8 protein-coding genes are annotated in these 15,428 nt (G+C 31.4%); 1 reads left to right on the forward strand and 7 read right to left on the reverse strand.

Translation table 11 applies throughout. The features are described 5' to 3' along the window. From ACMUOV_RS02405 to ACMUOV_RS02435, 7 genes are all read right to left on the reverse strand, one after another. A partial coding sequence (locus tag ACMUOV_RS02405) for a class II fructose-bisphosphate aldolase (protein ID WP_413853440.1) occupies positions 1-5,985 on the reverse strand: 5,985 nt, incomplete at its 3' end. 207 nt (positions 5,986-6,192) lie between these two features. After that, on the reverse strand, positions 6,193-6,837 hold the full coding sequence (locus ACMUOV_RS02410; RefSeq protein WP_413853442.1) for an OmpA family protein: 645 nt from the start codon (positions 6,835-6,837) through the stop codon (positions 6,193-6,195). A gap of 46 nt (positions 6,838-6,883) precedes the next feature. Then, positions 6,884-7,738 carry a YihY/virulence factor BrkB family protein gene (locus ACMUOV_RS02415; RefSeq protein WP_413853444.1) on the reverse strand — a complete coding sequence of 285 codons (855 nt, stop codon included), beginning with the start codon at positions 7,736-7,738 and terminating at the stop codon, positions 6,884-6,886. 212 nt (positions 7,739-7,950) lie between these two features. Further along, the gene (locus ACMUOV_RS02420) at positions 7,951-11,619 is read right to left on the reverse strand and encodes a hypothetical protein (RefSeq protein WP_413853446.1); all 3,669 of its coding nucleotides are present in this window, start codon (positions 11,617-11,619) and stop codon (positions 7,951-7,953) included. A 161-nt stretch (positions 11,620-11,780) separates the two neighbouring features. Further along, positions 11,781-12,653 (reverse strand): ATP phosphoribosyltransferase, encoded by an 873-nt coding sequence (hisG, locus tag ACMUOV_RS02425; RefSeq protein ID WP_413853448.1) that lies wholly within the window; start codon positions 12,651-12,653, stop codon positions 11,781-11,783. Between the two features lie 25 nt (positions 12,654-12,678). Continuing rightward, positions 12,679-13,092, reverse strand: a complete 414-nt coding sequence (locus ACMUOV_RS02430; protein ID WP_413853450.1) for a hypothetical protein — start codon at positions 13,090-13,092, stop codon at positions 12,679-12,681. A gap of 5 nt (positions 13,093-13,097) precedes the next feature. Continuing rightward, on the reverse strand, positions 13,098-14,315 hold the full coding sequence (locus ACMUOV_RS02435; RefSeq protein ID WP_413853452.1) for a DUF1015 domain-containing protein: 1,218 nt from the start codon (positions 14,313-14,315) through the stop codon (positions 13,098-13,100). Positions 14,316-14,712: 397 nt separating this feature from the next. On the opposite strand from ACMUOV_RS02435, the gene ACMUOV_RS02440 reads away from it, so the two are divergent. Then, on the forward strand, positions 14,713-15,291 hold the full coding sequence (locus ACMUOV_RS02440) for a 2-oxoacid:acceptor oxidoreductase family protein (RefSeq protein WP_413853454.1): 579 nt from the start codon (positions 14,713-14,715) through the stop codon (positions 15,289-15,291). Positions 15,292-15,428 lie beyond the last annotated feature (137 nt).

Consider the following 15,428-nt stretch of genomic DNA (forward strand, 5'->3'; position numbering starts at 1 on the left):
CCCGCTAAATATCTTCTCCCCTTTATATGCTTCCCTTGTCCCGTTTGTATATGTCGGCATTTCTCCCGGAGCCGATAATACCACCATATCCGCACCCTGTTTTATAAATACTTCCGCCTCTTCTTCTGTTTTATATTTACCGGATGTATTTAATACCGTTTTCCCGGTAAAATCAACATCCTCCGGATTATATGTTCCGAACACCGCTACCTTTGATACTTTTCCTGTTTTGTTGCTTACAATTTTTAAATAACCGCCGAAAGCAGGATTATCTTTATATTTATTAATATCGTCATAAGTCAATTCATTGACATTATACCATTGTATAGTTCCGTCAAAATCACCGTGAACTCCTTTGTTATCTTTTTGAACTTTTAAACCGCTGTCGTGTGCTATTTCTTTCGGTAAATTTTCTTTTGCCTTTCCTCCTATATATCTTGGGCTTACAGTTATCATCGACAATTCAACGTCTTGTCTTTCAGCCAATTTCCATACAACCGGCTGACCTATTCTGCCAAGTGCGGCATATACCGCATAATTCGGTTTACCGCTAACATTATTGCCTAATTTTTCTTCCAACACTCTTAATTCTTCAATATAATCAGTTTCATCGACAAGTTCTTTTCTTTGGTTATCAAGTTTACCTACTTCATCACTAACCTCGTCTATCGTTTCAAAACTGTCCTCTCTGCTGATATAATTTTCAATATTTCCGTTATTTATATTTTCCAAAAGCATCCAAATTATATTTCTGTATTGTTTGCCCCAATCACGAACATCGTGTTTATCATTTTGATATTTATGAAATTTTTCCGTTATATCATTTGCAATTTCTTTTAAATCCATTATTGCACCGTCTTTAATTGCACCTGATAAATAAACCAATTCACTATTGCTTAATTTATCCAATTTCAATTCAAATGCACTTTCTTTTTCATTATATTGATATGCTTTCTTCAGTATGTTCGTCAATGTTTTGTCAATATCTTGCGATTTTATTAAATTTACCGCAATGTTTATGTCTTTATTATTTTGTGCGGCAATTTCTATTGCAAAAACCAAAGCATTGTATTGTTGCTGTTTTTCAGTATTTTTATAACCGATAAAATTAAATCTCTTTGCGGTATCTTCATCTACCGTAAATACTATATTGTCACCCGGTTTCGAATTATTTATAACGGCTTGTATTTCTTCAACAGAACCGATATTGTATTGTTTTACATTTTGTTTGTTAATCAATTCTTTTACCGTTTTTGTTGCTTTTTCGGGCAATGTTACTTTCTGTTTGTTTTTTTTTGTATCTCCTACCATTCCACGAGAACCTAAAGCTGCCATTTTACCGCCGACAAGCTGTGCCGCTTCTTGTTGTTCGGCAATATGGTCTACACCTTTGCCGTCTTGAATTGCTTCCTTCATACCGACAGCACCTGCAACCAAAACATCGGTTGCAACATTTACCTTTGATATTACACCTTGTTCCAATAAACCTTTATCGGTTATTTCTTTTTCTATTTGTTCAAATTTATTTCTTGCTGCTACATAATCAAATTTTTCATCTTGTTTTGCTTTTTTCTCAATATCCTCTCTGGCTTCATCAAGCAAAGTTTTCCATTTAATTGCGGCTTTTGTATCATTCATTGGAACACCGCTTGCATTTTCTTTTTCACCGCCTGCTTCATTAAACCTTTTTATTAAATCTTGAGGAACTGCAGAAGCACCATGTAAAACCAAAGGAGTTTTTATTCCGTTTTTATAAAGTTCATAAGCAATTTCGGATATTAACATAAACTGTAATTGAGGATTATTTTTATTTGCTCCATGTGCCGTTCCGACTGCAATTGCAAGAGAATCAACATTTGTTGCTTTAACAAAATCCAAAGCTTGTTCCGGCGTTGTGTAACCTTGATCACCCAAATCTACGGCACCGATTTCAGCTTCAACTCTTGCACCTTTTTTATGTGCATATTCTACAAGTTCTTTCGTTGCTTCTTTGTTTTTAGAAATTTCTTCTTTTGAATAGTCAAGCATTACCGAACTGAACCCCATGTCTATGGCTTTTTTAGCCACATCAATATTTTTTGCATGATCCAAATGCAATATCATTTCAGAGCCGGGCATTGTTGCTGCTATCATTTTGTATGTTTCTACCAAATAATTAAATTTCTCCATTCCCATAGGGTTATCCGCACTATAACCGAAAGCACCTTCGCTTATTTCTATCATTAAAGGAGTATTTGTTCCTTCCGTCGCAGCATTAACTATTGCCTGCAGCTGATCCAAATTATTCATATTATATGCACCTACGGCATAGCCGCCTGCTTTTGCACTTGCCAATAAATCTTCACTAACAAAAGTTTCTACCGGACCTTCGGGAACATTTAATATATCTTTTTGTGACAATGTGGTTTTTAAATTCAATACACCTTTTGCAATTTCATTTCCTTTATCGGCTTCGTCTTTCACTATTGCCATTTTAGCATTGTTAGTCATAACATCTTTTCTGAATACTTTATAAATATCTTCTAATGTTACGGCTTTATTTTCAAGTTTTTTTGTATTTACTTCAGCTGTTTTTAAAAGTTTAATCATATTATCTTTCATTGTTCCATACATACCGGCATAATAAGATAAATCCAAATATTGATTAGCATATCCTACTTCATTATCGTACCATACCGCAAGCTGAACCGTTTTCCCGTCTGCACTTACCATAGTTTGGTCTGCCTGTACTATTCCTGCTTCGGTTCTGCCTACAATATCGGAAACATTTGATGTCAACAATTCATAGCCCAATACCCCTTTATATTTACCCAGACTTGCTCTCCACAATAGTCTGTTTACTTCTTCTGCTCCGCCTTTTATCGGCTCTTCCAATTGTATCGTTACATCTAGTATCGAACCGTCCATCACATCACTTATTCTGTTTACATTTCCTATTATCTGTCCTTTCAAATATTGTAATCCCGGCAATTTTACCGTCGCTTTAAATGCTCCGCTGGAATGCGGTTCAAAACCGTATTCTTTATCTCCTTCGGAATTCGTCCTTGAATGTGCTCCTCCAAAACGAACAGATTCTATTCTGCCGTTTTCGCTTATCGGCAACAATACACTTTGTAAAGCATTTGTCGAACAACTTGCTCCGCTGAATATCTTCTCCCCTTTATATGCTTCCCTTGTTCCGTTTGTATATGTCGGCATTTCTCCCGGAGCCGACAATACTACCATATCGGCACCTTGTTTTAAAAACACTTCGGCTTCTTCTTCATTCTTATATTTGCCGGATGTGTTTAAAACCAAAAGATTACTAAAATCAACATCTTCCGGATTATATGTTTGAAACACTGCAACTTTTGATACTTTCCCGGTTTTGTTACTTACCATCTTTAAATAACCTACAAAAGCATTATTACCTTTATATTTATTTATATCTTCACCGGTTAATTCATTATCTTTATACCATTCCACCGTTCCGTCAAAATCACCGTGAACACCTTTATTATCCGTTTGAATTTTCAATCCGCTGTCATGGCTTACGGAATAAGGAATTTCATCTTTACTTAATCTCGGACTTACGGTTATCATCGATAATTCAACATCTTGTCTTTCAGCCAATTTCCAAACATCAGGTTGACCTATCCTGCCACCTGCTGCATATACAGCATAATTCGGTTTATAATTTAATTTTCCCATTACGGAATTTTCAAGCTGCCTTAATTCATCAACATAATCTATATCATCAGTTTCCGATAACAATTGTCCTTTTGAATTTAATGTTTCCATTTCATTTATTACTTCTTTCAAACTTTCTGCATTGTCTTCATCCTGTTCGATAGTTTCACCCTTATCTTTATAATATTTTGCAAGTATCTCATATTGAACGTTGTAAGTTTTTTGGGCAAGTTTTATTAAAGCATCTTCGTCCTGTTTAAGCATATCTTCTTTAAACTGTTCATCCCTATCTATTTCATAAATAAGTCCGTTTGTAATTGAAGGCATTAAATTTCTTTCAATTAAAAAAGTTTCAAAACCGTCTAATGTTTCGAATAAATTCGGATAAAAAATACCGGTGCTGAAAAATGAAAAAGCCGAAGAGAAAACTTTTATATTTTTATTTATTTCTTTCAATATATTTGCAGAATCAAAACTTACTTCGGTACTTTGCTGTTGCCTTAACGAATTTACCTCTATATTTTCTTTTGTAATGATTATTTGTGTATTATCGTCGGAAAGTTGTAATTTTTGATTTTGTTTATCGTATTCATAACTTATTTTTTGTTCTTTTGTCGTATTTATTACTTCAATAAATCGAACCACGTCATCCAAATTAAAATTATTATCTTTTTGTATTTGTTTTAATAAATCAATAACATAACTTTGTTCCAAACCTATTAAAGAAATTGCAGCGGATGCCAACGTTTGAGAAGCTATTTTAGCTTCTTCCTTAACGGCAGATTCATATTTTTCATAAGTATTACCCGTATCTCCGGAAACGGTCGGTGTAATAACCGCATAAGAAATATTATTTTTTAAAAGAAGCTCGGTTAAACCTTTTGTATGATAACCGCCGGTTATAACAACAACAATATTTTTACCGTCTATTAAAGAAGAAAACGAACTTATTGGAAGTTCCGAATTTGAAGAGTTACGGTTTCCAATATTTATTTTTTCAATAAAAACTTTATTTCTGTAATCGTTAACATCATAGTATTCATTTATAAGCGGCATTTTTTCAACAAGTTCCAACATCGGCTTATTGTAAAAGGAATATTTATTCCACAAATTTATAAAAGAATCTACTTTTTCGGAAAAGTATTGTCTGTTATCCGCAGAAATATTTGCTGTCATAAAATCTTTAAAATATTTAAAAAAATCAGTTAAGAACGAAATTTCAAGTTCGGCTTTATTTTTTGATAGCGCACCTCTTATTTGTTCTATTAAAGAACGTTCTTCATTAATAAGTTCAATGGGGTTAATTTCTTTATAAATTCTTGTGGCTTCAACAAAATCCTGTAACTGTTTCGTGGCATATTTTTGTTTATATTCGGAAGGTAAAACAACTAACGAAGCAATTAAAGCATCCAAATCGGAAAAGTTATTTGTGTTTTTAACAATTTTTGTATATTCTTCATAAGAAATTTCTTTTTTTAAACTTTCCATTAATGTTTTTAAATCTTTTGAAAGTTCTTTTAATTTTATTTTACTTTGTAACTGATAAGCGGTTAAATATTTATTTATATTCGGGTAATCGGAAGCACTCATTTCTATAATATTCCCGTATTGACCGTTTGATACAGATGAATTTTTTTTCATGTAAGCAAACAACAACTTATAAAATTTACCCGTATCAATTTTACCTGCATCATGTTTTTGAACGACTTCCGTGAAATTTTTATTATTAGTGCTTAAATATTTTTTTTGATAGATTGAAAGTTCTTTTTCCAATTTATCAAGTTTATTTAAAACTTCCGGCTTATCTGCAAGAATTTTTGCAAGTCTTCCGATATTTTCTTTATGTAATTTTTTATCTTCCAAAGGCAAAATAAAATTTTGTTTATCGTTATTAACGCTGTAAATTTCCGCACCCGTAAGTTTACCGTCTTTCATCAATTGATTTATAATTGCATTTTTTAAGTCCGGATTTGCTATATTTGAAAGCCAATTTGTGTTTACCGTATCATATGCTCCTTCAAGGTACACATTTTTTACCGAATAATTATCAACCAATGCTTTTATAATAGAATTTATGTTTTGTTGAACACCGGGGTGCATGTGAAAATCCTGAATATTTAAAACAACCATATCCGAATTAAAATTTTTTAATGATGTTACTTTTGCAAAGTTTTTTAAAATACCGGCATCGTTTATTTTAAAAACATCCATTGAATTTGCAGACGACAAAGGAATTGTTGCAGCTTTTAAATCAACAGTTACAACCGAAAAAATAAATAGAACAGAAACAAATACGGATATTATTTTTTTAAACATAACTCCCCCTAAAAAACTCTTTAAATTAATATTTTTAAATTTTAAATATACTCTTGGATATTTTACTATATTTTGAAATATTTTTAAAGGAAGATTTGTCCAGTAAAATTTAAAGCACAAAAACAAGGACTCATAAAAAAACAAAAAAAACGGCAAAAAAATTAATAAAATAACTTTTTGCCGTTTTTATATAAAAATCAAATAAATTTATTGTCTGTTTTGCTCTACTAATTTTTTGTTTGCGGTAATTTTCAATTCAACTCTTCTGTTTTTTGCTCTGCCTTCTGCAGTATCATTTGAAGCAACAGGTTGGTTAGGACCAAAACCGATATAAGTTAAACCGCTCGTTTTTAAACCGTTAGCCACAATAAATTCATACACTGCTTTTGCTCTTTTTTCAGATAATGTTTGATTGAAAGAAGCAGAACCTGTAGAATCGGTATGACCTTGAACCTGAATTATGTTTTCAGGATATTTCTTTAAAACTTTATTTAAATCAGTAAGTGTTTTCTTTGCACCTTCTGATAATTCTGCACTGCCGGTTGTAAACAAAATATCATTCTTCAATGTAACTTCTATACCGTTTTCTGTTTTTTTAACATCTGCAATTGCTGCCAATTCTTTTGCCTGCTTATCATAATAGTTACCGATTAAGCCGCCTGCCGCAGCACCTGCCAAAGCACCGTAAATTGCACCTTCTCCTGCTTTTCCTCCGGTATTATGCGTAATAACCGCACCTGCTGCTGCACCTAATGCAGCACCTGCACCTGCGCCTATAGCCGTTTTTGTTCCGGGTGTTGTGCATGCACTTACAAAAACTGCACAAAAAAGTAATGCCAATAATTTTTTCATTTAACTCTCCTTATTTTATTTTTCATAAATTCTATAATTTTATGTTTTAAATATCAACTTTTTTGTTATCAGAAACAGCAAAATTATTTATTTCACCGCCTACCAAAATAATGATTGATGTAAAATAAAGCCAAATCATTAAAATTGCAAATGCCGCAATTGAACCGTAAACTTTATTATACGAGCCGAAATTATTTATATACACTGAAAAAAGCCAAGATATTATCAGCCAAGAAACAGTAAAAAACAGCGAACCCGGAAAAACATCTTTTATTTTAATCTTTTTAGCCGGTAAAATATAATAATTTATAGCCGCCAAAACAAAAATTAAAACAAATGTAACGGGCCATCTTAAAAATAAAATAAGTTGAGATATTTCTATCGGAATAATATGAATATATTTTGTAGTTAAATTTAGAATAGATTGTCCGAAAACAATAAGGTTTACGCTAAAAAACAAGAAGAACATATAAATAAAAACCATTACTATCGATAAAATTTTTGTATGAATAAAACTTCTTGTTTCTTTAATTTTATCGGATTTATTTAAGCATTTTATAATAACCGATATTGAATTCGACGCAAGGTATAAAGTCGTTAAAAAACCTATAATCGCAACAAGTGAGTAACCTTTTAGTAACGTAACCTCTTTTAAAACCGTTTGAATAACAGCCATAACTTCATCGGGAGCAAATTGAGAAAGTGTATTTAAAGCTTCATTAACAACTATGCTTTTACCTAAAATTGAAAAAATTGCCATAAAGGAAAGAAGTAACGGAAAAACACTTAATGTCAACATATATGACATTTCCGCAGCTGAGCCGAAAACATCCTGTTTCATTACAACTTTTGTTAATTCAACAATAAAAAATTTAACCGACTTATAAATATTTTTAAACATTTATATTATTTTATATTATTTTATTAGAATACGCAAAAAGCTGCAAATATTTTTTCTGTAATTAACTTTTATGATAATAAGCATTATAAAATTCCCACCATTATTATCTTAACACAATTAACAATTTTTTTAACTTGCAAAAACAATTTTTTATATAAATAAAAACAACCCTAATTTTTAATTAGGGTTGCTTTTATATTAAGGTAACATCTCTATTTCAAAGTCATTTCAACATTATCTTTATTCTTTACAGCTACCACTTTACCATTTTTCTTAAAGGTAACTTTATAATTTTTTAAACCTTCTTGAAGGTCTCTTTGAGTTTTTGCATCTAAAATCAAATTACCAATTTTATTGGCAAGTTGTTTGGCTGCCTTTTTGCTTGCATCAGTTACTTTCCCTTTGCTATTAGTTGCAGGGAAAGAAATTTCAATAGTGTACCCGTTTTTGCCTTCTGCCTTCAAAATATAAGATTTTGTTTTGGAATCATAATTAACATCAAAACTTGTGTATCCTGCAGCACCATCACCAAAGCATGCCCAAATTTTATTTCCTTCTTTATACTGTTCTGCAAGTTTTTTCGCTGCTTTAAATGATGCGCTATTTCTACCATCCATAAACTTATTTATAACTTTATTTTTCTGTTGGGGAGTAAAATTCTTTAAATTAAAATCCGCAGCTTTTATAATTCCTACATATTTACCGTTTGTATCATAGAACTTAATATCACCGCTTTTCATTTCCGTGTATGTTGCTTTACCGTTATCGTCATAATGTGTAACATTTCCTGCTGAGTCCTTAGTTGTTTTTGGATGTGTTAAAGTTGCTTTGTTTTTTGTTGTTGTTTTCACAAGTTTACCGTTTTTATAACTTTGTGTTACTTTACTTTTTACATTTCCTTTGCTATCTCTTTTTTCTGTTGTTTTTGCGGTTATTACACCACCTACTTTTGTTACCCATGTTATTATTTTTTCACCTTTTTTATTCTTCGTTGTGGTTTTGGTTACTACTTTATTATCCAATTTTTTACTTGTTTGTTTACCGTTTTTATCCGTTGTAACTTGAACCCTGTTTTTATAAGTTAATGTTTTTGTGGTGGTGGTTGTCTCGTTGGCTTTTCCCTTGTTTTTCGTCTCTTTCTTTTCTGTTACTGTTATATCCTCCGTTGTTACGGTTTTATTACCGGTTTTTTTATCAATTGTAGTTGTTGTTTGGCTACCCGTTTTCTTTTTATTATCTATTGTTCTGCTAAATGTAGTTGTTTTTACCTCTTTTCCGTCTTTTGTTACAGTTTCGGTATAATTATAATGTTCTTTATTACCATCAGTCCATGATGTTGATATTTTTTTATGAGCCTGTCCAAATTCATCTGTCCAGGTTTCTGTTGTTGTTGTTTTACCGTTTAATGTAGATGTTGCTTTTTTATAATCTGAAATTGCAACATTTACGCTAATGGTATCAACTACATTTTTTTCTTTAGGTACTATATATGTACCATCATCTTGTTGTGTTGCACTAATCTGTTTTGTGTTAAATTTTACCGTTATAGTTGTTGAACCACTATTCTGTATTCTATTATAATCTTCTTTACTAATTTCTAAAAGGATATTCCAATCACTGCTATTGGTTATTTGTAAATAATATTTTCCATTCTCTGTTTTAGTATTACTTTTTGAAACGGTGATACTTGCATCATTAACACTAGGAAAATCCAATTCAGCGTATTCCTTTGTTTCTGCTTCAATATTTTGACCTGCATCTATTTGTTCTTCGCTTTCTTCTACTGTTACTGTCTTTGCCGGCTCTGTTTGAGATTCATTTTGTGCTCTAAAATTTTTAACTGTCTGTGCCAATTGAGTAAAAAATTCAGCATTCATTGCACTTAATAATGTTGTTTCTATTTTTTGTGCAATTTCTCCTATTTGCTCCGAAGTTAAACCTAATATTGGAACTCCTCCTAAAAGACTATCACCTACCCCTAAAATAGCAAGTGTAGTATCTATTATCATTGCTGTTGCATATACTGGCTTTTTTTCGTCTATATTTACATTTTGTTGAAAAATACTCATCTTTTCCACATTTTCTTTTGATATAACAATATTATCACCAACTTTTTTTGCTTCAATCTCTGTAGATTTAAATTCAATTTGCGCATCTATTATATCGTCTCCATTGTTATAATCAAGAGCAAATTGTTCACTTACTTCAACAAGAACCCTTTGATTCATCGAATGTTCACCAATATCAGACATAACCACAGCATAATAACCTGTTGGCGAATCTGTTGAAGCTATAACCTCTACAACAGAAGAAGACTGTTCTACAGTTACATTTACAGTATCTGCATGATTATTTACATCCGACATAGTGTTGGCGTTTGATACTAAATTCTTATCATAAAAAGTTATACTTTTAATACTTGCACCTTGGCTTGATATTATATCTCTAACTTCATCCTCTGTTGTTGCATCTACCAAACTATTTTTTAATGCTATTTTTTGTTCAGAATTAAGTCCTTGTGTTTCAATAGCTGCTAAAGCCTTATTATTTGCGTCTAGTAATATTATTGTATTCCCACTTACAACTGATTTTGAAGGATCAGCATTATTAGCTATACTCTCATAAGAATTAACCAAAACACCTACTACTTGAGGATCTGTTGCAGGTGATTGTTGTGGTTGAGTTTCTTCTGTAGAGGCATTTATTTCTTGATATATCTCATCTTTAACATCTTTTAAGACATCCCATTCTTCCAATCCTTTTTCTGTAACATATAAATATTCAAGTGCCTCAGGATTATCATTATTTATATATCCGTTAGTTATTGCATCTTCTATTTGATCTTGTGAAAAACTTGAAAACTCAATACCATAGTTTTGTTGAATATATGCTAACGACATACCCTTGCTTACAAGCAATTCATCAGTTGCTGAAGTTGCTGCAGGTTGGGTTTCTGCTGGGGTTTCAACTACAGCAGGAGATTCTGTGGAAGTATCAGAATTATTGTTTCTATTTGGGAAAAAAACATTTTTTACAAGATTAAATCCCTCCGTTACAAGTTCTCTTGCTTTACTTATAAGTGATACGACTCTATCCAATAAAGAAAATTTTTGCTCAAAAGAAGAGTTATAAGATATTGCTTCACCATAATTAATATTTTTTACATTTGACTTATCTATTACATATTTACCATTGATATTATTATTTGTTTGTATGTTTGATGTATTAAATTCAAATGACACTGTGGCTGCATTAGTTGCCAATTTAATATATGTATCTTTGTCTATTTCAACCAACGCCGTATCCTGTGTATTGTTAATTGTTACATTAATTACTGCAAAATAAGAATATGTTCCATCTTCATTTTTAAAGCGCACCGGTGCATCTACAGATGGATTATTTTCTGAAACTGTTACTGAAGATATTTGAGATTGTGCTTTCTGAGCTCTTATATCATTGTAAATTTCATCTCTTTTTTCCGGAGATAATAACCCAATATTAACTAAGTGATCTATCCCTTTTTTAGTAAATACAAAATCACCTATATGACCAGAACTAGACGGTTCAACCCAATTGTTTGAAGGAGAAGTATATTCTTGCACAAAAGCTTGCTGATGACCAACAACCCTCACACCATAATTTTGTTCTAACGCAGCAACAGTAAAATTTGCATCTTTTAAATCTTTATCAGTAATATCTTCATTTGTATTACCTTGTGCCTGTTCTTGAACTCCCATATCTTGAGTAGCAGGACCCAAAAGATCTTCCTGCGTAGCTGCCAAAATAGGGCTTGCAATATTTAATACAAATAGCATCGACACAATTAATGCTACAAACTTTTTACTGCTAACTTCAACCAAAAACTTTTTAGTTTTTTTCATTTATCCCTCCAAAAAATTTATTTAACGAAAACTTCTTACTGAATTATACAACAAATATCTAAAATTTCAACCGCTAAATGTGAAAAATTTGTGAAATTTTCAACAAACATACATACAAAATTATTATTTACTGAGTTAAAAAAACAAATTAAATTTTATTTTTAATAAATAATTTTATTCAACGGGTACTCTATAATACCTTGTGCACCGGCTCTTTTAAGTGCCGGAATTATTTTTTTAACTACACTTTCTTCAATAATAACTTCCAATGCTATCCAATTACCATCGCTTAAGTTTGAAATTGTAGGTTTTTTTAATGCAGGTAATATTTTTTCAACTTCCGGTAGAATTTTAAACGGCATATTCATTTTTAAACCTACCATACCTTCGGCATTTAATGCTCCTTGCAAAAGTATTGAAAGGTTTTCAATTTTTTCCCTTTTCCAAGCATCTTTCCAAGCCGCAGCATTTGCAATAAGCCGTGTTGTTGAAGTTAACAATTCTTCCACTATTCTTAAATTATTTGCTCTGAGCGACGAACCTGTTTCGGTAAGTTCAACTATTGCATCTACAAGTTTGCCTGCTTTAGCTTCTGTTGCACCCCAAGAAAATTCAATATTTGCTTTTACTTTATTTTTTGCAAAATATTTTTTTGTATAGTTTAAAAGTTCCGTTGCAATTCTTTTACCTTGCAAATCTTTTATACTTTTTATTTTTGAATCGTTAGGAACGGCAAGTACCCACCTTACGGGACGAAAACCGGACTTTGCATATTTAAGTTCGCAAACTTCCTTTACTTTTGCACCGGATTCGCATATCCAATCAAAACCGGTAAGCCCGGCATCAAAAACACCGTCCTGCACATATTTTGCCATTTCCTGCGAACGAACAAGCATTATTTCAAGTTCGTCATCATTGCTTGTAGGAAAATATGACCTTGACGATACATTTATTTTTATACCTGCTTTTTTAAATAATTCAATAGTTGAATCCTGCAAACTGCCTTTTGGAAAACCTAATTTTAATTTCTTCACGATTACTCCTTAAATTTAATATTTATTAATTTTTTATTACGGATGAAACATTGTAATATATTTTTTGTATTGAATTACCTACCGTTGTTTTTGCACCGTTTGTTTGTTTTTTTATTTGCGGCAAAACAAAATTTACCGTTAGCATAAAACAAATGCAAACACTTAAAACTATACCGGCAAATTTATCAAACAATGTTAAATAAAAAAACTTAATAACCCGCACAATAAAAAGCCCGGCAAGGTAAATAACAATTGCGCTTACAACAAAAATAAGATAATAATTTATACCTGCCTGTACGGGATAATTTTGTGCAAGAACTATTGAAATAAAACCTGCACAAAAAGCAAAAAAACTGCGAACCAAACCAACCTCAAAACCGATATGGATAAACACAATAAACAAAACTATTAAACTTACGTCTATAACCAAACTTGTCATTGTAATTAAACCGAATGTATAATTATACCGCTTGCAAGTTTAGGGAAAAAATATGTGGATTTTTGCGGCATATTTTCATTATTTAATGCAATTTCTTTTATTGCTTCAACAGGTGTTGCGGGAACTAAAATTGCAATTTTTTTAGTTTTTTTGGCAAGTGCAATTGCTTCCTTATCATCTTTTACATAAATATATTTATCTGCAGCAACCTGTTCCTTAGGTATTAAAATATTATGCAAAATACTCACACCTAAATTTCTAAATGCTTTACAATTTTTAGGCATTGCTTTTTTTAATAAATTTTCATTTTTAATTACCAAAGTTCTGTATTTGTTATCTTTAAATAACAATATAGGTTGTATTTTTGCTTTTTGTAATTTTGCAAAATCTTTTTGCGGTAAAACATTAAAATATTTTTCGATATTTTCTTCAATGTTTTTAGGTGCTTCAATAACCCTGTGTGTAGGCCAAATGGAAATTCCGCTATCTTCCATAGGACATAAATAAGCAAGCACATAGCCGTATTCTTTTTTGTCGGAAAAGTTTTTATCTTTACTTTTTATATATTGTAAATAATTCCAAGCTGTTTCGTATCTGTGGTGCCCGTCGGCAATAAAAGTTTTTTTGTTTTTTAATGTTCTTTCAACTTCTTTTATAATTTTTTCATCATCTATAGCCCATAATTTATGTGCGGTTTTTTCTTTATCGGTTGCAACAGCGGTTGCTTTTTTCTTTGATATATTTTTGCATAAATTAACCATCTTGTTTTTATCATCATTAAATAGTAAGAAAATAGGGCTTAAATTTGCTTTAACCGCTTTTAATAAACTTAATCTGTCGGCTTTAGGTTTTGCCAATGTTTTCTCATGGGCTTTTACCGCACCGCCGTGAGGATTTTCAATTTTTAATGCTGCAAAAAAACCTCTTCTTGTCATTTTTTTGCCATGGTCTTTAAATGTTTGTTCGTAAAAATAAATAGACGGTTTTTCTTCCTGTTTTAAAACACCGTCTTTTAACCATTGTTTAAACAAAAAATTTGCCTGTGCATATTTATTTCTTTTACCGCAAGCATCGGAAAGTTCAAGCTGAACCATATTATATTTTGAATTCTTTTTTAATTTTACTTTTTCTTCCGGACTTATAACATCATAAGGGGGGCATATTTCGTTAGTTATATTTACCTTTGAGTATCTTATACCGTTAAAACCTTTTATTATTGCCATTTTTACACTCCTGATATTAAAATATTTATTGATTTTACATAATATTCTCCGTATTGTCAAAAATATAAATTGAAAGATTTAAAGATTGAAATAAACAAGGCAAATTTTAGTTAAAAAAATAATAAAATGAGTTTAACCATAATGAAGGGGTTATATCACAATACCAATGAAGATAAAAAAATTAGAAAAGGATAAAAAAGTTTTATAACACTAAACTTATTGACTTGTATTTTTTAAATAGATAAAATTTCATCTGTATAAATTGTTGAATTGTTAAACATTTAATAGTTTATTAACTATATCGATGTTTTATTTTTTCAACCTTAGTTTTGACCTTTCGTTTTAAACTTATTTAAGCTATCAGTTACAAGTAATAAATTAATAAAGGAGCATGAAGATGTCAAAGATGATTGAAGTTCGTTGGCACGGCAGGGGCGGACAAGGTGCAAAAACCGCAGCATTGTTATTTGCACAAGCCGTCTTATCAACAGGAAAATACATTCAGGCATTCCCTGAATACGGTCCTGAAAGAATGGGGGCTCCCGTTCAATCTTTTAACAGAGTTAGTGATGAACCCATAACGGTTCATTGTTCGGTTACCGAACCTAACTATGTTGTTATTTTAGACCCTTCCCTAATTGAAGCGGTTGATGTTACCGAAGGTGTTGGAACACAAGGTAAAGTTATTGTTAATACCTCTTTTTCTGCAGAAGAAATGGCAAAAAAACTCGGTATTGCAAAAGAACAGGTTTACGTTGTAGATGCTTCAAAAATTTCAAACGAAACAATCGGTCAAAACAGGCCTAATACACCGATGTTAGGTGCTTTGGTAAAAGTTATCGGCACACTTGATATCGACGGTGTTTTAAAAGATACAAGAGCAAAACTTGAAGTTAAATTCAGAAGCAAACCGGAAGTTATAGACGGAAACATTACTTCAATACAAAGAGCTTATGACGAAGTAAAAAATTCATAATTTGTAAAAAAAGATTTCAAATATATGGAGAATAAAATGAAAAACGAAGAAAAAAAACCAACAGCTGCAGAACTTCCTGCAGGCGGAATAGTAGAAGCCGGAACGGCAGCTCAGTTTAAAACAGGTCCTTGGAGATC

The organism is Candidatus Ruminimicrobium bovinum (assembly GCF_902760015.1).
Taxonomy (GTDB): domain Bacteria; phylum Elusimicrobiota; class Endomicrobiia; order Endomicrobiales; family Endomicrobiaceae; genus Ruminimicrobium; species Ruminimicrobium bovinum.

Excerpts from the sequence above, each read along its gene's own strand:
- ACMUOV_RS02410 (WP_413853442.1), bottom strand. The coding sequence starts at position 6,837 with ATGAAAAAATTATTGGCATTACTTTTTTGTGCAGTTTTTGTAAGTGCA.
- ACMUOV_RS02415 (WP_413853444.1), bottom strand. The coding sequence starts at position 7,738 with ATGTTTAAAAATATTTATAAGTCGGTTAAATTTTTTATTGTTGAATTA.
- ACMUOV_RS02420 (WP_413853446.1), bottom strand. The coding sequence starts at position 11,619 with ATGAAAAAAACTAAAAAGTTTTTGGTTGAAGTTAGCAGTAAAAAGTTT.
- ACMUOV_RS02430 (WP_413853450.1), bottom strand. The coding sequence starts at position 13,092 with ATGACAAGTTTGGTTATAGACGTAAGTTTAATAGTTTTGTTTATTGTG.
- ACMUOV_RS02435 (WP_413853452.1), bottom strand. The coding sequence starts at position 14,315 with ATGGCAATAATAAAAGGTTTTAACGGTATAAGATACTCAAAGGTAAAT.
- ACMUOV_RS02440 (WP_413853454.1), top strand. The coding sequence starts at position 14,713 with ATGTCAAAGATGATTGAAGTTCGTTGGCACGGCAGGGGCGGACAAGGT.